This is a genomic window from Streptomyces pristinaespiralis (genome assembly GCF_001278075.1).
GTDB classification, from domain to species: domain Bacteria; phylum Actinomycetota; class Actinomycetes; order Streptomycetales; family Streptomycetaceae; genus Streptomyces; species Streptomyces pristinaespiralis.
Window position 1 is genome coordinate 7,644,891 of sequence record NZ_CP011340.1, and the last position, 19,601, is coordinate 7,664,491.

A 19,601-nucleotide genomic window follows, 5' to 3' on the forward strand; every position below is an offset into this window, starting at 1 on the left:
GAGCGAGGGCTCGACGGTACCGACTGACCGCCAAAAACCGCCGGGCTCCCGTGCCGACGCGCGTACGCGCCGGACGGCGCGGCCAGGCGGTGCGGCTCCGACGGCCGGGTAGCACCGGCCGCACCGGTCCCCCGCACGAGGGGGCGGGGGACCGGTGCACACGGCCGGCATGCATCGACTGGCACGGCCGGGACCGAGTGGGATCCTGGGAAACGGCATGGTGTCCGGCGGGCGGGGGACCGGGATCCCGAGGAGCACGGTGGACCTGGAAAGCACCCTCGACGAGCTCTACGCGCTGCGTCCCCACGAATTCACCGCGGCCCGCAACCAGCGGGCGGCGGAGGCCCGCAGGGCCGGCGACCGTGAGCTGGCCGAACGGATCCGGGCCCTGCGCAGACCGACCGTGTCCGCCTGGGCCGGGAACATGCTCGTACGCAGGGAGCCGGACAAGGTCCGGCCGCTCATCAGCCTCGGCGAGGGCCTCCGCGAGGCCCACAGGAATCTCGACGGCGAGCAGCTGCGCGAGCTCGGCAGACAGCAGCACCTCCTGGTCGGGGCGCTGGCCCGGGAGGCCAGGCAGCTGGCGGCGGAGGAAGGGCAGTCCGTCGGCGAGGCCGCGCTCCACGAGATCGAAGCCACGCTGCACGCGGTGCTCGCCGACCCGGAGGCGGCGCGGCAGTGGGCCGCCGGGCATCTGGACCGGCCGCTCAGCGCGCCCGTCGGCTTCACCGGGCTGGAGGCGGACGCCGGGGTGACGGTGCGGCCGGGCCGGCCGCCGGAGCCGGCGTCCAGGCCCTCGCGTGAGCCCCGGCCGGAGCCCTCGCCCGAGCCGGAGGAGGACGCCGCTGCCCGTCGCCGCCGCGAGAAGCTCGAGAGTGCCCGGCAGGACGCGGAGGAGGCCGAGCGGCAGGCCCGGGAGCGCGAGCAGGCACATGACGAGGCCGTGGCGGTGCTCGAGCGCTCACAAACCGCGCGGGACGAGACCGGTGATCGGGTGGCCGCGCTGACCCGGGAACTGGAAGAGGCCAAGGAGCGGCATCGTCGGACGGAACGCGCATACCGCGACGCGCGTGACCAGGCCGACCGCACGGAGCGCGCGGCCCGGGACGCGCGCCGCCGCGCGGACAAGGCGCTGACGGTGGTGGACCGGCTGGATGCGGGGGCGTGACGGCGCGCTCCCAGCGTCCGCAGCCGCGCGGAAGCCACCCGCGGCGCCGCCTGGGGACGTCGGCCGGGACCCAGGCGTAGCCCCCGCCGGCCCGCGCCTCTCCCTCGGAAACCCTCAGCCGCCCCCCGGCCTCCCCAGTGCCTTCACGATCTCGTCCGCGTTGCGGTAGGTGCCCCCCTTGGGCAGATCGCGGGCCGCTTCGACGACCGGGTCGGGGGCGTGGTGCTCCTCCAGGGCGCGCACGACCGCGGCGCGGTCCGCCGGGAACGCCGTGCGGTCCATGTGGCGGGCCAGCTCGAGCCGCAGCGACTCGGCCTCGGTCCGCGCCCGTGCCCGGTCGCGTTCCTCTCCGGGCGGAGGGACGGGTCCTGACGTGCCGACCCGGATGTCGTCGTCCGCGGCGGGCTCGGGGTCGTTGGCCTCCTCGACATGCGTGTGCTGCCCGGACCGGAGGTAGCCCTCCAGTTCGTGCTTCATCTCGTCGTCCTTGCGCGGGCTGACGGGATTGCCGCCTCGCTCGATGTGCCCCATCTCAGGAGCACCTCCTTCGTGCGTCCGTACGTCGGTGTGGTCGCGCCGGACGATTACCCGAGGAGGGCGGTATGACACGAAGCGGGCGCTATTTCTGACCGGCGTGTCGCGTGAGCAGCGACCGGGTCTCCCGCGCGACCTGCTGCCCCTCGCCGGTCGGTACGACCAGCACCGGGACCGCCGCACCGGCAGGGCTGACGACGGTGTCCTGCCGGACGTTCACCGGCCGCAGGCCGCCCGTGACGCCGAGCACGCCCAGACCCGCGCAGACCGCCTCGCGCACCTCGGGCTGGTCACAGCCGATCTCGCCCGTGAACACGAGCGCGTCGAGCCGGTCCAGCGACGCGGCACACCCGGCGATCCCGCGCCGGACGCCCAGGGTGAAGACGTCGAGGGCCAGAGCGGCCCGCCGGTCGCCGTCGGCCGCCGACCGTACGAGGTCGCGGGTGTCGCCGGAGGTACCGGAAAGGCCCAGCAGACCGGATCCCCGGTTCAGCTTCCCGGCGATCTCCTCGGGCGCCATCCCGGCCGATGTCTGAAGCCACAGCAGCAGCCCGGGGTCGACGCTGCCGCTGCGTCTGCTCATCACCATGCCTTCCAGCGGCGTGAAGCCCATGGTGGTGTCGACACTGCGGCCCTCGCGCACCGCGCACGCCGAGCAGCCGCCGCCCAGGTGCGCGATCACGAGGTGGAGCTCGCCGGGGGGCCGGTCCAGCAGGGCCGCGGCCCGCCCGAGGGCCCACGCGTACGAGAGGCCGTGGAAGCCGTATCTGCGCAGCCCGTACCGGTCGGTCCACTCACGGGGCAGCCCGTAGACGCGGGCGGGCTCCGGCAGTCCGGCGTGGAAGGCGGTGTCGAAGCACACCACGTGCGGGGCGTCCGGCAGCAGCTGCCGTGTCGCGTCCAGGGCGGCGAGGGCGGGCGGCACGTGCAGCGGGGCCAGCTCCGCGGCCCGGTCGAGCTCCGCCCGTACCGAGTCGTCGACGAGCGTGGGACCGAACAGCCGCGGCCCGCCGTGGACGAGGCGGTGGCCGGTCGCCGCCACCGGCGGGGCCTCGCGCAGCAGTTCCTCGATCACCTGCCGCGTCCCGCTCCCGGGAGCCTCCGTCTCGTGCCGTGCGGCCACCTCCCGGCCGTCGCCGTCCAGCACGCTCAGGTGGAGGCTCGAGGACCCGGCGTCGACGACCAGCAGGTTCGACGCGGTCGCGCTTGCGGGGGTCGTCATGATCCCCACGTCCATTCGGTGATCTCGGCGGGGTCGACGCCCGTGCGCCGCAGTTCCTCCCGGAGCCGGTCCCGGTGGAGCTCGTAGCGGGCGGCCAGTTCACCCGCCGCCGGACGGCCGCGCAGATGCCGCAGCGCCGTGATCGCCAGGTCGTGACGGGAGACACCGTTGCTCGCGAGCAGGTCGTACGGCGTGGTCGTGGTGCCCTCCTCGACGTAGCCGCGCACATGGAAGCGGCCGGGGTGGGGGCGGCCGTGCAGCAGTTGGTGCACGGCGGAGGGATAGCCGTGGAAGTCGACGACGACCGGCAATTCCGTGCCGAACAGTGCCTCGAAGCCGGCATCGGTCAGGCCGTGCGGATGCCGGTCCGGCGGCGCGAGCGCGCACAGGTCGACGATGTTCACGACCCGGATGCGCGCCTGCGGCAGGTCGCGGCGCAGCAGTTGGGCCGCGGCCAGGGTCTCGACGGTGGGAATGCCGCCCGCACACGCCAGGACGAGCTCGGGGTCCTCGCCGTCGTCCGTCGACGCCCACCGCCAGACCGACGCGCCGGCGTCGCAGTGCGCGCGTGCCTCGTCGAGGGTGAGCCACTGGGCCGCAGGGTGCTTGCCCGCGACGACCAGGTTGATCCGGCCGGTGTCCGCGAGCACCCGCTCCATGGTGACCAGCAGGGTGTTGGCGTCGGGCGGCAGGAAGACACCGGTGACGGTGCTCTTCTTGGTGAGCAGGTTGTTGATGAAGCCGGGCCCCTGGTGGCTGTAGCCGTTGTGCTCCTGCCGCCAGCCCTCGCTGGTGAGGAGGTAGTTGAGGCTGCTGACGGGTGCTCTCCAGGGCACCTCGCGGGACATCTTCAGCCACTTCGCGTACTGGTTGAGCATGCTGTCGACGACCGACGCGAACGCCTCGTACGTCGGGAACAGCCCGTGCCGCCCGGTCTGGAGGTAACCCTGCAGCCAGCCCTGGCAGTTGTGCTCCGAAAGGATCTCCAGCACCCGGCCGTCGGGGGTGAGGTGCTCGGCGTACTCCTCGACCGGCCACACATATCCGCGCCCGGTCGCCCTCAGCACGCCGTCCAGCTTGTTGGAGGCCAGCTCGTCGGGGGACATGATGCGGAAGTCGCGGGCGGGGGCGGTCCTGCGCATGATCTCCGTCAGCCAGTCCGCCAGCACCTCGGTGGGGCTCGCCTGCGCCGAGCCCGGTCCGGCGGGGACGTCGACGGCGTACGGCTCGAGCGGCGGCAGGTCGAGCGGCCGCCGCAGCCGTCCGCCGTCGCCCGCCGCCTGCATCCCGATGCGCCGCCCGCCGGACGGGCAGGCGTCGAGCACCTCGGCGACCGGCCGGCCCTCGTCGTCGAACAGCTCCTCCGGGCCGTACGACCGCAGCCATGTCTCCAGCGCGGCGAGCTGCTCGGGATCGTCGTGGACACGGTCCAGCGGCACCTGGTGCGCGTGGAAGGTTCCCTCGATGCGTTTCCCGCCGACCTCGGCCGGCGCTCCCTGTCCCTTGAGGCTGCGCAGCACGATCATCGGCCACGCCGGACGCTCGAGGACCCGTCCCGTGCGTGCGCGCCCCTGGATGTCCCGGATGCCGGTGTGCGCGGCGCGCACCGCCGCGGCGACCGGTTCGCCGTCCGGGTCGTCCGTCACGTCGACGATGCGCGGGTCCCAGCCGTAACCACGGAACAGCGACAGCAGTTCGTCGTCGGACATGCTCGCGAACACGGTGGGCGAGGAGATCTTGTAGCCGTTGAGGTGCAGCACGGGCAGTACGGCGCCGCAGGTCACCGGGTCGAGATACTTGGACGAGTGCCAGGCGCCGGCAGTGGGTCCCGTCTCCGCCTCGCCGTCGCCGACGATGCAGGCCACCAGGCGGTCGGGGGCGTCGAGCGCGGCGCCGAACGCGGTGGCCAGGGCGTAGCCCAGCTCGCCGCCCTCGTGGAGGGTGCCGGGCACCGCGGGGGAGAGGTGGCTCGGGAAGCCGTCGGGAGCGCAGTAGCGCCGGGCCAGTTCGGTGAGCCCGGCCTCGGTCCTCGCCAGCGCCGGGTCGTAGTGCTCGTGCGTGCCCTCGAGCCAGAGACCGGCGTGGTTGGCGGGGGCGCCGTGGCCCGGTCCCGTGACGAGGAGGACGTCGGCGTCCCGCTCGCGGATCAGGGTGTTGAGCGCGGAGTACACCATCGTGATGCCGGGACAGGAGCCCCAGTGTCCGAGGAGCCTGGGCTTCAGGTGCTCGGGGCGCAGCGGCTCCCGGAGCAGCACATTGTCCTTCAGGAAGATCAGCGCGGCGGCCACGGAGGCCGCCGCCCGCCGGTAGGTCCGTGTCATGGTCCTACTCCGGCGGGGCGCCCAGCGGGTTGGCCGCCAGCGCCTTCGCGGTGCCGAAGAGGTTGGCCGCCATGGCACGGCCGGTCCTGTGCGACCAGTCCCGCCCGCGTTCGTCGTCGAGGTAGTCGGGTCCCGGCCCCGGCCCGAGGTGCCAGTACGTCCATGCCTGGCCGGGGATGGTGTAGCCGATGTCGGCCAGCGCGCCGGAGATCTCGCTGATCACATGGTGCGCGCCGTCCTCGTTGCCGGTGACCACCACCCCGGCGACCTTGTTGTAGGCGACGGGGCGGCCGTCGTCGTCGGTCTCGGAGAGCATCGCGTCCATGCGTTCGAGCACACGCTGGGCGACGGAGGAGGGCCGCCCGAGCCAGGTCGGTGACGCGACGACGAGGATGTCCGACTCCCTCAGTTTCCCGTGCACCTGCGGCCACTGGTCGCCGGGGCCGACGGCCTCGCTCACCACGCCCGGACGGATGTCCATGTCCACCGCCCGGACGAACTCCACCTCGGCCCCGTACTTCTCGAGTTGGGCCGCGACGACCGTCGCCAGCGCGTGGGTGTTGGAGGGGTCGGGCGACGTCTTGAGCGTGCAGTTGATCACCAGTGCCTTCATGGGACACCGGTACCCGGTCAGCGCGGGGGCACGCCGGGCGCCGCGCCGTTCGGGTGAGAACGCGAGGTTTCCGCCGGCGCTCGCCCGGTTACCCAGGACAGGCCGGGACAGCGGCGCACACTGCACAGTGAGGAGCGGAACACCGATGGCCAGTACGAAAGTGTCCGATTTCATCCTCCAGCGGCTGCGCGAGTGGGACGTCACCCACGTCTTCTCGTACGCGGGCGACGGCATCAACGGGCTCCTCGCCGCGTGGGGACGCGCCGACAACAGGCCGAAGTTCGTGCAGTCCCGGCACGAGGAGATGTCGGCCTTCCAGGCCGTCGGATACGCCAAGTTCTCCGGGAAGGTCGGCGTCTGCGCCGCCACCTCGGGCCCGGGCGCGATCCACCTGCTCAACGGGCTCTACGACGCGAAGCTCGACCACGTACCGGTGGTGGCGCTCGTCGGCCAGACCAACCGCAGTGCCATGGGCGGGTCGTACCAGCAGGAGGTCGACCTGCAGAACCTCTTCAAGGACGTCGCGTCCGACTTCTGCGAGACCGCGACGGTCCCGGAGCAACTGCCCAACCTCATCGACCGGGCGATGCGCACGGCCTACGCCCGGCGCACCGTGACCGCGGTCATCATCCCCGCCGACGTCCAGGACCTGGACTACAGCCCGCCGAAGCACGCCTTCAAGATGGTGCCCTCCAGCATGGGCCTCGGGCGGTACGCGCCCGTGCCCGTCGACGAGGACGTCGAGCGGGCCGCCGAGATCCTCAACGCGGGCGAGAAGGTCGCCGTGCTCGTCGGACAGGGGGCCCGCGGAGCCCGCGCCGAGGTCGAACGGCTGGCCGACGTCCTCGGCGCCGGCGTCGCCAAGGCGCTGCTCGGCAAGGACGTCCTCCCCGACGACCTGCCCTACGTCACCGGCTCGATCGGCCTGCTCGGCACCCGGCCCTCGTACGAGATGATGCAGGGCTGCGACACCCTGCTGATGATCGGATCCAGCTTCCCGTACACCCAGTTCATGCCCGAGCTCGACCAGGCGAGGGCCGTGCAGATCGACATCGACCCGCACATGATCGGGCTGCGCTACCCCTTCGAGGTGAACCTCGTCGGTGACGCCCGCGAGACGCTGCGACGGCTGCTGCCACGGCTGCACCGCAAGGAGAGCCGTTCCTGGCGCGACGGGATCGAGCAGAGCGTCGACCGCTGGTGGGAGGTCATGCAGCGCAGGGCCGCCGTCGACGCCGACCCCGTCAACCCCGAGTACGTCGTCCACGCCCTGGACGGGCTGCTCCCCGACGACGCGATCGTCACCGCGGACTCCGGCTCCGCCGCGAACTGGTACGCCCGCCACCTGCGGTTCCGTGGCCGGATGCGCGGCTCGCTGTCCGGGACGCTCGCCACGATGGGTCCCGGCGTGCCGTACGCCGTCGGCGCCAAGTTCGCCCATCCGGACCGCCCGGCGATCGCCCTGGTCGGCGACGGCGCGATGCAGATGAACGGGATGATGGAGATGGTCACCGCGGCGAAGTACTACCGCGAGTGGTCGGACCCGCGGCTGATCGTGGCCGTGCTGAACAACGGCGACCTCAACCAGGTCACCTGGGAGATGCGGGCCATGTCCGGTGCCCCGCAGTTCGAGGAGTCGCAGCACATCCCCGACCTGCCCTATGCGGACATCGCCGAACGGATGGGGCTGGCGGGCGTACGCGTCGAGAAGCCCAAGCACGTCGAGTCCGCCTGGAAACAGGCCCTCGCCGCCGACCGGCCCTTCGTCATCGACTTCCGTACCGACCCGGCCGTGCCGCCGATCCCGCCGCACGCCTCGCTCGACCAGATCGAGGCCGCGGCGTCCGCGATCCTGCGTGGCGACAGCGACCGCGGATCGATGATCCGGCAGGGCTTCAAGGCCAAGGTGCAGGAATTCCTCCCCGGCACCCGGCACCGCGGGGACCGGCCCGGCGCGACGAAGGACAGCGCCGAAGAGGACAGGTGACGGCCCTTCACCGGGCGCCCGCGCCGGAGACCCGGGCGTCCTCCTGTTCGCGCATCCGCCGCCACCGGAGGACGCTGGCGCCATGACCACCACCATCGGAGCCGAAGAGGAGTTCTTCCTCGTCCGGACCGGCGACCGGACCGGCGACCGGGCCGTCGAACCGGCGGGCAGCCGCGTCGTCGCCCGCGCCCGCCGCACCGTCGGCGACCTGGTCTCCGGCGAGTTCCACCAGGGCCAGCTCGAGGTGCGCACCCCGCCGTGCGAGGAATCCGGCGAGCTGCACCGGCACCTCGCGGCGGTACGGAGAGCGGCCCACGAGGCCTGCCGCGCGGAGGGGCTCGGGCTGTGCGCCACGGGCACGCCGGTCATCGGCGGCGCGGGAGCCCGCGTCCTGGGCGATCACCCCCGCTACCGCGCGGGCGTGCGCCAGTTCGGGACCCTGCTCGACGATTTCACCGTCTGCGCCGTCCATGTGCATGTGCATGTGCCGGACCGGGAGGTCGCCGTGCTGACGGCCAACCATCTGCGCCCCTGGCTTCCCCTCCTGATCGCCATGAGCGCCAACTCGCCCTTCTTCGAGGGGCGCGACACCGGCTACGCGAGCTGGCGGACCGTCGTCCGCGGCCGCTTCCCGGCGCTCAGCGCCCCTCCGTACGTCGATTCGCTCGCCGACTACGAGCGCCTGACCGCGGCCCTGGAGGAGTCGGAGGCGATGCTGGACGCGACCATCCCGTTCTGGGACGTGCGCCCCAATCCCCGGGTCCCGACGCTGGAGATCCGGGTCATGGACGTGCCGTCGGACGTGGCGGACACCGCCGCGCTCACCGCCCTCGTCAGAGCGCTGGTCGTGGACTGCGCCGAGCGGGTCCGGCGCGGCGACAAGGGCCCGCGTACCTGCGGTGAACTGCTGCGTGCCGCCTACTGGCGGGCGGCCCGCGACGGCTGGCCGGGCAGCGGCGTCGACGCCCTCACCGAACGGGTACTGCCGTTCGCCGTCCAGGCGGCGCGGCTGGTCGACCGCGTACGGCCGCGGCTGGAGGAGTACGGCGACCTCGAGCGGGTCGCCGCCTTCCTGCGGCGGCTCGACGAGCACGGGTGCGGCGCCCAGCGGCAGCGGGCGTCGTGGAGCCGCCGCTCACGGCCGGCCGATGTCGTCGACGACCTCGTCGTCGCCACCGCCGGGACCGGCCCGGTCAGCCCGGCGTGAGGGTCGTCACCAGGACGTCGCGGCGGGCCGGGAGGGCGGCGTCGACCGGCCGGACGGGCGACACGCCGTGCAGGGTGCCGCGGTCGTCGGAGACGAGCAGGCTCGCCGGCTCGCACAGCGTGGCCGACAGGATGTCGTCGCCGTCGGGGCTGCAGACGGTGCTCTCGCCCCCGGTGGCGTTGTCGCGGCCGACGAGCAGGGAGGACACCAGGGTGACGCCGTCCCGGTGCATGCCCTCCGGCGTCGGCTCCCCTGCGCCCTGCGCCGTGGCGAGGACCCGGAAGGGATGGACCCTGACGCTCCACCACTCGGCCACCTCCAGCGCGCCCACCAGCCGGCCGAGCAGGCCGAGGATCCGGCGCAGTACCGGATCGGCCACGAAGGCGCCGGTCAGCGGATCGAAATGGCGGTCCACCGTCTCGTAGAGCGGATTGGTGTTGTCGGGCTGGACGAACGCGCTGTGGGGCAGCAGCCGCAGTTCCCCGGTCGCGGGCGAGAGGGAGAAGTGTCCGTAGCGCCTCAGTCTGCGGGTGCCGAGCCGGGCGGCGTACGCGTCCTCGGAAAGGTCCTGCCAGTGGGCCGCGAAGTGTGCCCAGGACGAGGCGTCCGCGCCCAGGCACGTCAGCACGTCGGCCGGAGGCATGAGGTACGCGCCGGTGCCGGCCAGTGCGGCGCGGGCCGCCTCTTCCGCGGACCGCGCGGCGGCCGCGTTCTCCTGCGCGGGGTCGAGGAAACCGGTGTCGGTGTCCACGGTCGGCCACCGTCCCTTCTCCGGTGGGGTGAGTTGCGGGGCTCAAGCCATCATCGGGCGGCCTTCCACCGGGCGCACCCCCTCACGCGTGGGCGGCCGGACCGCGCACACCGCGCCCCATGATTGGCACCCGCCCGTCCGGGAACCCGGCGACCTGTGAGGCCCGGCGGATCCGGCGCCGGGTCCGGCACAGGCACGAACATTCCGCTCCGACGGTGAGGAAGTGGCCCCATGAGTGAGCAGACACCCTCCCAGGCGGAGGGCGAACGGCCGGAGGACGAGGTCCGCGCGAACTTCCCCCGCAGTACGCCGTCGCAGGCGGAGGGGGAGCGGGAAGAGGAGGAGCCCGAACCGCGGGCGGACGACACGCCTACGGACCGGCGCGGTCCTGGCAAGTGACGGCCGAGGCCGTACGGAGCGCTGGCCGACGCCTCGGCAGGGGCTCCTCCTGGGCAGGGCCCGGGACCGTCGCTCGTCCCCGGGCGCCGGGCGTGAACGCCGCGAGCCTTCCGCACGGTCGGCCTGGGCCGGCGTCGCGGAAGGCTGGCGTGGGGCAGGGCCGGGGCGTCAGCTGTTGTGCGTCGCCCCCGTGGCCGGTTGCCTGCGTCGGAGCAGGACGGATCCGGCGAGGAAGGCGCATGCTCCGGCGCACAGGACCGCGGCTGCTCTGGCCCAGCCGAAGGAGGCGCCCAGGCTGCTCTGCAGCAGATTCATGGTCCCGACGCCCGCGAGCGCGTGCAGTGCGGCGACACCGACCGCCAGGCCGGCGGCGGCCGCCCAGACCAGCGCGGTGTCACGCACCGCGAGCCACACGGCGACGATCAGGCAGAGCACCGTGACGGCGACCGAGAGGGTCTCGGCGTAACCGCCGGAACGCAGGCCGGCCACGTCGGTGGGGAGATGGATGACGCCGCACGTGAAGAGAACGGCGGCGGCGGGCCAGCGCAGTCCCGAACGCATGGCCGGCGAGATGGTGTGGCTGTCCGGTCCTGCGGCCAGGGCGCCGTTCAGCGCGGCCATGGACCAGGAGGTCTTCTTCGAGGGCCGTGTGTCCGCGGCGACGGCCTGCGGCTCGACGGCGGCCTCTTGTCGGGTGACGTCCTCCCCGGCCGGCGGGGAGGGGTCGTCACCCGTGGCTGCCTCGGTCGCGGCCGACCGCCATTCGCTGGCGTCGGTGCCGATCATGTTCACCAGCTGCACGACGTCCTCGATGGGCCGGCCGACGGCGGCGGCGCGCAGCGTGGTGTCCGCCTCGTGCAGGGGGTGCGGGTACTCGTTGAGCAGGGCGACCAGCTGCCTGACCTCGTCGAGCGGGCGGGAGACAGCCGCGGCGCGCAGGGCCAGGTCACCGGGGCTGTCGACCTCTCCGGTGCGCTTCAGCCGGCTCACCAGGGCGGCGACCTCGGCCACCGGACGCTCGGTGGCGGCCGTCCACAGGAGCGTGTGGATGGGCTGCTCGCTCTCGTTGGGCGCGCTCTCGTCGGGCGCCGTGTCGTCCGCGGGAGAAGTGGCACAGGCCCGGGCGGCGTCGCCGGCCGGCTGTCCGCTGCCGGAGCCGGGTGACGGGGCCGGGGTGAGGCCCTGGACCGGGGTCTCCTGGCGGAGCGGGCTAGGGTCCTCGATCGCGTCGCGCACCGGCGTCGTGTCACGCGCGTGCGCCGGTTCCCCGGCGGCACCCGCTGCCAGGTCCTCGGCGGCCGCGTCCTCGGCGGCCCGCGCGGCAGCGTCGTCGGCGGCCGCTTCGTCGGCGGCCGGTTCCTTGGCGGCCGAGCGCGCCGGACTCCAGGCGTAGACGGCGCTGCGCACGGGGCCGGGCTTGTCGACCGGGGCGGCTATCGGATCCCGCTTCTCGTCGGGGTCGACGACCGGCGCCGGGGCATCGGTCGTGGTGCCCGCCGCCCACGGCGTCGGGGCCGCCGATCCGGCCTGCGGCGCCCGCGGCCTTCCGGCCGGGGTCCGCACGGGGACCGGCTCCTGCGCCGGGGCCGGCCTCGGCCTGTCCGGCCCGCCGGCACCAGTGACCGTGCCGGTGCCGGTACCGGTTCCCGTGCCTGCGGCCGGGCCCGTCCCGTGGAGCGGGGACGGCTCCTCGGGGAGCAGCGGCGTCCCGGGCTCCGGGTGCACCGGGTCGAGAGGGCCGGGGGGAACCGCCGCGGCCGGGAAGACCGGCGGGTGGGAAGGCATCGGCGGCAGCGGCGGGACCGTGCGGGCCGGGAACACCGGGGCGGCGTACCCGGCGGCCGCGGTGCCGTCGGGGGGCCGGGGGCGGTCGTCCTGGTAGTCGGACGGGGAATTGGTGTGGGGGTCGGTGGTCATGGCGCGGGCTCCGTTCGCGGAACATCCGGGTAGGCGTACACCGTGTCGTTCGTCGTGCGCCGCCTGGGCGCGCACACTTTGTTACATCTAACGGGCATAACGTGATATTGCGCCATCCGGGAACGCCGCCAGTGGGCCACCAGGCGGAATCCGCCCCCCGGAGCCCCGGTCGTTCAGCCTTCCGTGTCACCGCTGCCGGGCCGCTGCGGCCGCCGTCCAGGCAGCCGCGCCGCCGGCGCCGAGCAGCCCGGTCGGTTCCAGACCTTCATCGCCCCGGAGCCGTCCGAGTTCGAGACGGGCTCCCAGGGCGACGGGGCCCGGCAGCCAGCCCCGCGCCGCCCGCGCCAGACGGAGCCACGGCTGGGCGTACACGACGGGCGCGCGCCGCTCGATGCCGTGTACGAGTCGGTCCGCCACGGGCTGCACCGGATAGACCTTTCCGGCCGGCCACGGCAGCGCCGCGCGCAGCTCCCGCATCACCCGGTGCTCCTCCGCGGCCCGGATCATCTCGGTGTCCGCCCAGCTCAGGTAGCCGACCCCCACCCCCACGCCACGGTGGGCCACCTCGGCCCGGAGGGAGTGCGCGAACGCCTCCGCGCCCGACTTGGCCGCGCAATAGGCGCTCATCATCGGCGAGGGCGCGATCGCCGCCAGTGAGGCGACCTGGAGGAAGTAGCCCCGGGTGCGCAGCAGGCCGGGGAGATGCACCTGGGCCGTGAGACAGGTGCCGAGGAGATCGACCTCGACGATCCGCCGCCAGGTCGCCGTGGACGTCTGAAGGAACGGCCCGCCCGCCGCCACACCGGCGTTGGCCACCACGACGGACACGGGCCCGAGGCTCTCCTCCACCTGCGCGGCGGTGCGGGTCATGGCCTGTTCGTCGGTGACGTCGACCGGCCAGTGCGCCGCGCCCGGCAGGCTCGCCGCCACACGCGCGAGCAGTGGTTCCTCCAGGCCGAGGAGGGCGACCCGGGCGCCTCGCCGGGCGAGGGTCCTGGCCATGGCCTCTCCGATGCCACGGGCCGCTCCGGTCACCACGGCCGTACGGCCGAGAAGGGGGGACTGTTCGGCCATGCTCGGGCCTCCGTCTCATTCGGCGCCCCTCCCGGTCACCAGGGCCGGTTACCCCTTTCGGGGGCTTCCATGGGGCCGCGAGCAGCCGTCGCCGTCCGCCTCGGGGCCGCCGGTGCCTCACCGGTGATCGAAGGGGGCCATAGATCACCGGGGAAGGGGCACTCGCTGGTCGACGACGTCCCTTCCACCCGCTGGAGGACCCATGGCCGTGCATCACCAGGTGATCAGGAAGCCGCCCACCACCGTGTGGTCGGTGCTCAGCGACCGGGACCGTTACAGCGACTGGGTCATCGGCACCGCCGACAGCCGGCCCGCGTACGGCGACTGGCCGGAGGTCGGAGCGGCCCTGGAGTACACAGTGCGGGTCGGGCCGTGGACCCTGCACGGCAGAACGATCGTGCGGCACTGCGAGCCGCCGCGGACACTCGAACTCGAGGCGGAGAGCGGTCCGCTGGGCAGCGCGCGGATCGCCATCGACATCCGCCCCTGGGGCGAGGAGACCCTGGTCGTCCTGGATGAGCATCCGCTGAAGGGTCCTGGAGGCACCTTCCACAACGCGGCGCTGGACGCGTTCCTCCTCGTCCGCCACCGCCGCATGCTCAGCCGCCTGGCCGACGTCGTCGAGAACTCAGGAGAGCGCGATGCCGGACGCAGTGGTGATCGGAGCAGGGCCTAACGGTCTCGTCGGGGCCAACCTCCTCGCGGACGCCGGCTGGAGCGTCGAGGTCCTCGAGGCGCAACCGGAGCCGGGCGGCGCCGTACGCAGCGACCGCGGCGTCCACCCGGACTTCGTCAGCGACGTGTGCAGCTCGTTCTACCCGCTGGCGGCCGCCTCGCCGGTGATCGCCGGTCTCGAACTGCAACGCGACGGGCTGCGCTGGGAGCACGCCCCCCATGTGCTGGCCCATCCCCTGACCGACGGCCGGTGCGCGGTCCTGCGGCGCAGCGCCGAGGACACCGCGGCGGGGCTGGAGACGTTCGCGCCCGGTGACGGTGCGGCCTGGCGCGACCTGTACGACGTGTGGGAACGCCTGCGGCCGGACATCCTCGACCTGCTGTTCACACCGTTCCCGCCGGTGATCCCCTCGCTGCGGATGGCCGCCCGCCTGCACACCGGCGGCGGACTGCGGCTGGCGCGGACCCTGCTGCTCCCCGTACGCCGCCTGGGGGAGGAGGAGTTCGGCGGCGAGGCGGGCAGGCTGCTGCTCGCGGGCAACGCGCTGCACGCGGACCTGCCCCCGGAGGCCGCCGGCAGCGGGGGCTACGGCTGGCTGATGTCGATGCTGGGCCAGAGCCACGGCTTCCCCGTGCCCGTCGGCGGCGCGGGAAAGCTGACCGAGGCACTGGTCCGCAGGCTGGAACGCCGCGGCGGCGCGGTCAGGTGCGGCCGGCGTGCCGTCGAGGTCGTGGTCCGCGAGGGCCGTGCGGTGGCCGTGCGGACGGCGGACGGCGAGTCGGTGCCCGCCCGCCGTGCCGTGCTGGCCGATGTGTCCGTGCCCGCGCTGTACGGGGAGTTGGTCGACGAGCGGCACCTGCCTTCCCGGGTCCTGCGCGATCTGGGCCGTTTCCAGTGGGACTTCGCGACCTTCAAGGTCGACTGGGCCCTCGACGGAGCCGTTCCGTGGACGGCGGAAGCGGCGGCCGGCGCCGGTACGGTCCATCTCGCGGACGGCGTCGACGGGCTCACCCGGTTCGCCGCCCAGCTGTCCATGGGGCAGGTGCCCGACCGGCCGTTCCTGCTGTTCGGGCAGATGACCACCGCGGACGCCACCCGCTCCCCGGCGGGTACCGAATCGGCATGGGCGTACACGCACGTACCCCATCGCACCAAGGGCGACGCGGGCGACGACGGCCTCACCGGCCGCTGGGATCCACGGGAACGGGAGGCGATGGCCGACCGGGTGGAGGAGCAGGTGGAGCGGTACGCGCCAGGCTTCCGCGCCCGGATCATCGCCCGCCGCGTCCTCGCCCCGCCGACGCTCGAAGCCTCGGACGCCAACCTCGCGGGCGGCGCCATCAACGGCGGTACTGCCGCGCTCCACCAGCAGCTGTTCTTCCGCCCCATGCCCGGCACCGGCCGTCCGGAGACCCCTGTGCAGGGGCTCTACCTGGCCTCCGCCGGGGCGCACCCCGGCGGAGGTGTGCACGGTGCGCCGGGCGCGAACGCGGCGCGGGCCGCACTGCGGGTGCTGTCCCCGGGCCGGCTGCTGAGCCGGACCCAGCGCGTCCTCGCCCGCCGGGGCCGCGGCGGTGAGCCGGCGGAACCGGGCGGGCGGGAGACGCGAGGGGGGTGAGGTCAGCTGCCGCCGCTGCCGTACGGCCGGGTGATGACCTCCATGCCATGACCGGCCGGGTCGTGGAAGTACATGCCGCGGCCGCCGTCGTTGCGGTTGATCTCGCCGGGCCGCTTCCCTTGCGGGTCGGCGAAGTAGGTGATGCCCGCGTCCTCGATGCGCCGGAAGACCTCGTCGCACTCTTCCTCGGAGATCAGGAACGCGTAGTGCTGGAGCGGGACTTCGTGGTCCACGGTCGCGAAGTCCAGCGTGACGTTGTTGCTGAGGGTGAGGGGGATGAACGGTCCCCACTCCGGGCCGGTCTCGAGCCCCAGGATCCGGGCGAGGAATTCGGCGGACTCCCGGTTGTCCCGGGCCAGAACGATGGTGTGGTTCAACTCTACTGACACTGTGGAATGCCTCCGTAAGGCAAACTCACGGGCACCTCCATGCCTCACCCGGTCGGTGACCGACACGCGATGCCGTGCCGGTGATCCTAGGACGGGGCACTGTTCGCTGTCACATTCGATCCGGTCGCCGACGGGCGGCCCCGCACGCTGTGGAGTTCAATGAAGGCGCGGGGTCCGTACGCCTGCCGCACCTGCGGCACAGGACAGGGAGCTCGGGAGCGCCATCCGGGAGTGATCGACGCGTGAGCACCAGCGGCCACATCGTGAACACGGGGTCCGAGCGGCCGGAGGATTCGGCGCTGCTCGTGCTCGATCACGACGGACGGGTGCTCGCCTGCACCGGCGGCGCCGTGGAGTTGACCGGCCTTTCCGCCGCTGAGCTCGAAGGACGCACCGTCGAGGAGCTGCTGACGGACCCCGGTGTCTGGTCCTCGCTGCGGAACCACGACGCCGGCGGGCACTCCCGCTCGGTGCGGACGGCCCTGCTGCACGCGGAGGGTTCCCGGCGGGTTCAGCTCGACCTGCTTCCGGTGGACGGCCCTCTGGCCGCCCGGTACCTGATGCGGCTCGTGCCCGCCGTCGTCGCCGACCGCCGGGATGAGAACGATGCGCTGCTCCGGGCGCTCTTCTCACAGAGCGGCATCGGTCTCGCCGTCTACGACAGCGAGCTGCGGCTCATCAGAGGCATCTCACTGCCGAGCGACCCGCGCCCCTCCGCCCTCCTCGCCGGCCGCCGGCTCGGCGAGCTGCTGGTGCCGGAGGACGCGGCGTCCCTGGAGGAACGCCTGCACCGGGTCGTGGCCACCGGCGAGCCGCTGATCGACTTCGTCACCAGCGCCCGGCTCGGCCAGGCGCCCGAACGCGACCGGACCGTCTCCCTCTCGGCCCTGCGCATGGCCGGCCGCGACGGCCTGGCCCGCGGTGTCGCGGTGACCTTCACGGACGTGACCGAGCAGGAACGGGAACGGAGCCGCTCGTCACTGGTGGCCACGGCCGCCTCCGCGCTGGGCCGCTCCCTGGAGGTCGGCCGCAACACGCAGGTGCTCGCCGACCTGCTGGTGCCCGCCTTCGCCGACCTGGCCTGCGTGGACATCACGGAGGCCCTGCTCGTCGGGGAGGAGCCCGGGGAGTTCGTCACCGGCGCACCGCTGCGCCGGGTCTCCGCCGTCGCGAGCGGAGGCGAGTGGCCGGACCAGCTGTATCAGCAGGGCTCCGTCATCCGGGTCAAGACCTACGAGAGCGACCGGCTGCGCGGAGGTTCCGCCGTCATCGTGCCCGACCTCGACGACCTGCGGCCCAGGATCGCCGAGGACCCGGAACGGCAGCGGCTGGTGCTGGCGCCCGGCGCCGCCTCGTACATGGTCGTGCCGCTGCAGGCACGCGGCCACGTCCTGGGCGCGGTGTCGCTGTGGCGTTCGCGGGACAGGGCGCCGTTCGACGCACGGGACGCCGCGGTCGGGGAGGACATCTGCTCCCGCGCGGCCCTCGCCATCGACGACGCCCGCCGCTACACCCGCGAACGCCGTACGGCGGAGAGCCTGCAGCGCAGCCTGCTGCCCCGGCCGGTGCTCAAGGTGACCGCGGCGGAGACCGCCGGCGTCTATGTGCCGGGCAGGACACTGGCCGGCACGGGCGGCAGCTGGTTCGACGTCATCACCCTGTCCTCGAGCCGGGTGGCGTTCGTGGTCGGGAACCTGCGGGGGCACGGCCTCAACGCCGCTGCCGCGATGGGCAGTCTGCGCACGGCGGTGCGCACCCTCGCCGACCTCGACCCGCCGCCCGACGAACTGCTCACCCATCTGGACGACCTCGTGGTGCGGCTCGCCGACGACGAGCAGCCGGGCGAGCCAGAGGGGACCGTCCGAGGCGCCACCTGCCTTTACGCCGTCTACGACCCCGTCAGCGCCCGCGCGCTGATGGCCAGCGCGGGGCACGCGGCGCCCGTGCTGGCCCGCTCCTCCGGTGAGACCGGCCCCGTGGACATGATGCCCGGCCCGGCGCTCGGGCTCGAGGGCGCTCCCTTCGAACCGGTGGAGGTGGAGCTCACGCCAGGCGATCTGCTGGCGTTCACCGCGGGGTCGCTCTCCGACGCGCCCGCGGCCGGCACCGGTCATGTGATCGACCATCTGCGGGAGGTCAGGGGCTCGGGCTCGGGCGACGCGGCCGCCGTGTCCGAGATCGCGCGGGACATGCTGGTCCCCTTCCTGGCGCACCCGCCGGACGACGACGCGGCGCTGCTGCTCGCGCGGGTGTCCGTGTCGCCCGAAGGCTCGGTCGTCGCCTGGGAGTTCCCGGCCGACGTGCGGATCGTGTCCGAGGCGCGGGCGCTGGTGACCGAGCGGCTCACCGTATGGGGGCTCGACGAGCTGGTGTTCACCACCGAGCTGATCGTCAGCGAACTCCTCACCAACGCGATCCGTTACGCCGGCGGCCCGGTGCGCGTGCGGCTCATCAGGGACCAGCGGCTGGTGTGCGAGGTCTCCGACCCGAGCGAGACCCAGCCCCATCTGCGCCGGGCACGGCTGACCGACGAGGGCGGACGCGGTCTGTTCCTGATCGCCCAGCTCGCGCACCGGTGGGGGAGCAGGAACACCGCCGCCGGCAAGACGATCTGGACCGAGCAGCTGCTGCCTTGAGCGGAACCGGCGGCTCGCGGGGCTGTCCGCGCGTCGCCCGACGTGGTCCACTTGACCCACGGGGAGCGTGGCCGAATGAACGTGAAACGCGGACGCAGGGACGACGGCAGTGGCCGGCGGGCACGGACCGGTGCCGTGGTGGCCACGCTGGCCGCCGCCCTCAGCGTGTCGCTCTTCGGTTGCACCGGCACGGAGCCCGGCCCCGACGAGACCTCCACGTCCGCCGCGGAGAGCGGGACGTCGTACTTCACCGGGCTGCCGGCCCGGCAGGGCCCGGTGCTCGCCGTCAAGATCGACAACGTCCGTGCGGCGCGTCCGCACACCGGTCTCGGGGCCGCCGACATCGTCTACGTCGAGCAGGTCGAGTCGGGTCTCAGCCGGATACTGGCCGTCTTCTCCTCCCGCCTGCCGCCGCAGATCGGCCCGGTGCGCAGTGCGCGGGAGTCCGATCTCGAGCTGCTGCGGCAGTTCGGCAGGCCCGCGCTCGCGTACTCCGGCGCGCAGTCCTCGCTGCGGCCGCTGATCAAGTCGGCACCCGTCGCCGCGCTGCCGCAGGGGGAGGCGCCCGACGCCTACGTCCGCTCGGGCGACCGCTCGGCGCCGCACAACCTCTACCTGCGGCCCGAGCGGGCCCTCGCCGCCGCCCGTGACGTGAGCGACGCGTCGGACATCGGGATGCGCTTCGGCGCCGCTCCCGGGGGCGGCCGCCCGCTCGAGGAGCACACCGTGCGCTATCCCTCGGCCCGCTACACCTTCAGCTGGTCACCGGAGCAGAAGCGGTGGCTGGTCGCGATGGACGGGTCCGCCGCGCGGACCACCGACGGGGGGCGGCTCGAGGCCTCGACGGTCGTCGTGCAGCACACGGAGGTCCGGCCCTCCAGCTTCCGCGACCGGTCCGGCAGTGTGTCGCCGTACACGGAGACGGTCGGCTCCGGCACGGCGCTGGTGCTGCGCGACGGCCGTGCCTACGACGCCCGCTGGCAGCGGGCGAGCGCGGAGGGGGACACCGTCTTCACCGACGCGGCCGGTGACCGGCTCGACTTCGCCCCCGGCCAGGTGTGGGTGCTGCTCACCGGCCGCTGAGCGCCC

At 73.7% G+C, this 19,601-nt stretch carries 16 protein-coding genes; 8 read left to right on the forward strand and 8 right to left on the reverse strand.

All coding sequences use genetic code 11. The features are described from left to right. Positions 1-259 precede the first annotated feature (259 nt). Positions 260-1,168, forward strand: a complete 909-nt coding sequence (locus tag SPRI_RS32905) for a hypothetical protein (protein ID WP_053557599.1) — start codon at positions 260-262, stop codon at positions 1,166-1,168. 114 nt (positions 1,169-1,282) lie between these two features. Here the strand turns inward: SPRI_RS32905 and SPRI_RS32910 are convergent, their stop codons facing one another. The 4 genes from SPRI_RS32910 to SPRI_RS32925 form a co-directional block, all read right to left on the reverse strand. Further along, positions 1,283-1,699, reverse strand: a complete 417-nt coding sequence (locus SPRI_RS32910; protein ID WP_005320877.1) for a DUF2795 domain-containing protein — start codon at positions 1,697-1,699, stop codon at positions 1,283-1,285. A gap of 88 nt (positions 1,700-1,787) precedes the next feature. Then, positions 1,788-2,924: an acetate/propionate family kinase gene (locus SPRI_RS32915; protein ID WP_037777217.1), complete on the reverse strand. Its 1,137-nt coding sequence runs from the start codon at positions 2,922-2,924 to the stop codon at positions 1,788-1,790. Continuing rightward, complete coding sequence (locus SPRI_RS32920) at positions 2,921-5,245, reverse strand: phosphoketolase (RefSeq protein ID WP_053557600.1); 2,325 nt, start codon at positions 5,243-5,245, stop codon at positions 2,921-2,923. The genes SPRI_RS32915 and SPRI_RS32920 overlap by 4 nt, the downstream gene beginning before the upstream one ends. 4 nt (positions 5,246-5,249) lie before the next feature. Then, positions 5,250-5,858 carry a flavodoxin family protein gene (locus SPRI_RS32925; protein WP_005320880.1) on the reverse strand — a complete coding sequence of 203 codons (609 nt, stop codon included), beginning with the start codon at positions 5,856-5,858 and terminating at the stop codon, positions 5,250-5,252. Between the two features lie 145 nt (positions 5,859-6,003). Between SPRI_RS32925 and SPRI_RS32930 the strand changes: the two genes are divergently transcribed. Both SPRI_RS32930 and SPRI_RS32935 read left to right on the forward strand, forming a co-directional pair. Next, complete coding sequence (locus SPRI_RS32930; protein WP_005320882.1) at positions 6,004-7,845, forward strand: thiamine pyrophosphate-requiring protein; 1,842 nt, start codon at positions 6,004-6,006, stop codon at positions 7,843-7,845. 82 nt (positions 7,846-7,927) lie between these two features. Continuing rightward, positions 7,928-9,052 carry a carboxylate-amine ligase gene (locus SPRI_RS32935; protein ID WP_053557601.1) on the forward strand — a complete coding sequence of 375 codons (1,125 nt, stop codon included), beginning with the start codon at positions 7,928-7,930 and terminating at the stop codon, positions 9,050-9,052. Here the strand turns inward: SPRI_RS32935 and SPRI_RS32940 are convergent. Continuing rightward, positions 9,039-9,803 (reverse strand): 2OG-Fe dioxygenase family protein, encoded by a 765-nt coding sequence (locus tag SPRI_RS32940; RefSeq protein ID WP_005320886.1) that lies wholly within the window; start codon positions 9,801-9,803, stop codon positions 9,039-9,041. The genes SPRI_RS32935 and SPRI_RS32940 overlap by 14 nt on opposite strands. A 231-nt stretch (positions 9,804-10,034) precedes the next feature. On the opposite strand from SPRI_RS32940, the gene SPRI_RS38975 reads away from it, so the two are divergent. Continuing rightward, a complete protein-coding gene (locus tag SPRI_RS38975; protein WP_182327569.1) occupies positions 10,035-10,202 on the forward strand; it encodes a hypothetical protein in 168 nt (55 codons plus the stop codon). 168 nt (positions 10,203-10,370) lie between these two features. Here the strand turns inward: SPRI_RS38975 and SPRI_RS39550 are convergent, their stop codons facing one another. Together SPRI_RS39550 and SPRI_RS32950 are read right to left on the reverse strand one after the other, a co-directional pair. Beyond that, positions 10,371-12,119 (reverse strand): hypothetical protein, encoded by a 1,749-nt coding sequence (locus tag SPRI_RS39550; RefSeq protein WP_238996265.1) that lies wholly within the window; start codon positions 12,117-12,119, stop codon positions 10,371-10,373. Between the two features lie 186 nt (positions 12,120-12,305). Beyond that, on the reverse strand, positions 12,306-13,193 hold the full coding sequence (locus SPRI_RS32950) for a short-chain dehydrogenase/reductase (RefSeq protein ID WP_005320888.1): 888 nt from the start codon (positions 13,191-13,193) through the stop codon (positions 12,306-12,308). A gap of 202 nt (positions 13,194-13,395) precedes the next feature. On the opposite strand from SPRI_RS32950, the gene SPRI_RS32955 reads away from it, so the two are divergent. Beyond that, entirely contained in the window at positions 13,396-13,869 is a 474-nt protein-coding gene (locus SPRI_RS32955; protein WP_005320889.1) for an SRPBCC family protein, read from the forward strand. Then, positions 13,835-15,487, forward strand: a complete 1,653-nt coding sequence (locus SPRI_RS32960) for a phytoene desaturase family protein (RefSeq protein ID WP_053557602.1) — start codon at positions 13,835-13,837, stop codon at positions 15,485-15,487. Before SPRI_RS32955 ends, SPRI_RS32960 begins: the two co-directional genes overlap by 35 nt. A gap of 2 nt (positions 15,488-15,489) precedes the next feature. Here SPRI_RS32960 and SPRI_RS32965 read toward each other — a convergent pair whose 3' ends face one another. Then, entirely contained in the window at positions 15,490-15,876 is a 387-nt protein-coding gene (locus SPRI_RS32965) for a VOC family protein (RefSeq protein ID WP_053557603.1), read from the reverse strand. A gap of 242 nt (positions 15,877-16,118) precedes the next feature. Between SPRI_RS32965 and SPRI_RS32970 the strand changes: the two genes are divergently transcribed. Then, positions 16,119-18,512, forward strand: a complete 2,394-nt coding sequence (locus tag SPRI_RS32970) for an ATP-binding SpoIIE family protein phosphatase (protein WP_063805368.1) — start codon at positions 16,119-16,121, stop codon at positions 18,510-18,512. Between the two features lie 75 nt (positions 18,513-18,587). Next, positions 18,588-19,595 carry a DUF3048 domain-containing protein gene (locus SPRI_RS32975; RefSeq protein WP_037775418.1) on the forward strand — a complete coding sequence of 336 codons (1,008 nt, stop codon included), beginning with the start codon at positions 18,588-18,590 and terminating at the stop codon, positions 19,593-19,595. Positions 19,596-19,601 lie beyond the last annotated feature (6 nt).

Coding starts and splice junctions, on each gene's coding strand:
- SPRI_RS32910 (WP_005320877.1), bottom strand. CDS start 1,699: ATGGGGCACATCGAGCGAGGCGGCAATCCCGTCAGCCCGCGCAAGGAC.
- SPRI_RS32915 (WP_037777217.1), bottom strand. CDS start 2,924: ATGACGACCCCCGCAAGCGCGACCGCGTCGAACCTGCTGGTCGTCGAC.
- SPRI_RS32920 (WP_053557600.1), bottom strand. CDS start 5,245: ATGACACGGACCTACCGGCGGGCGGCGGCCTCCGTGGCCGCCGCGCTG.
- SPRI_RS32925 (WP_005320880.1), bottom strand. CDS start 5,858: ATGAAGGCACTGGTGATCAACTGCACGCTCAAGACGTCGCCCGACCCC.
- SPRI_RS32930 (WP_005320882.1), top strand. CDS start 6,004: ATGGCCAGTACGAAAGTGTCCGATTTCATCCTCCAGCGGCTGCGCGAG.
- SPRI_RS32935 (WP_053557601.1), top strand. CDS start 7,928: ATGACCACCACCATCGGAGCCGAAGAGGAGTTCTTCCTCGTCCGGACC.
- SPRI_RS38975 (WP_182327569.1), top strand. CDS start 10,035: ATGAGTGAGCAGACACCCTCCCAGGCGGAGGGCGAACGGCCGGAGGAC.
- SPRI_RS39550 (WP_238996265.1), bottom strand. CDS start 12,119: ATGACCACCGACCCCCACACCAATTCCCCGTCCGACTACCAGGACGAC.
- SPRI_RS32950 (WP_005320888.1), bottom strand. CDS start 13,193: ATGGCCGAACAGTCCCCCCTTCTCGGCCGTACGGCCGTGGTGACCGGA.
- SPRI_RS32955 (WP_005320889.1), top strand. CDS start 13,396: ATGGCCGTGCATCACCAGGTGATCAGGAAGCCGCCCACCACCGTGTGG.
- SPRI_RS32960 (WP_053557602.1), top strand. CDS start 13,835: ATGCCGGACGCAGTGGTGATCGGAGCAGGGCCTAACGGTCTCGTCGGG.
- SPRI_RS32975 (WP_037775418.1), top strand. CDS start 18,588: ATGAACGTGAAACGCGGACGCAGGGACGACGGCAGTGGCCGGCGGGCA.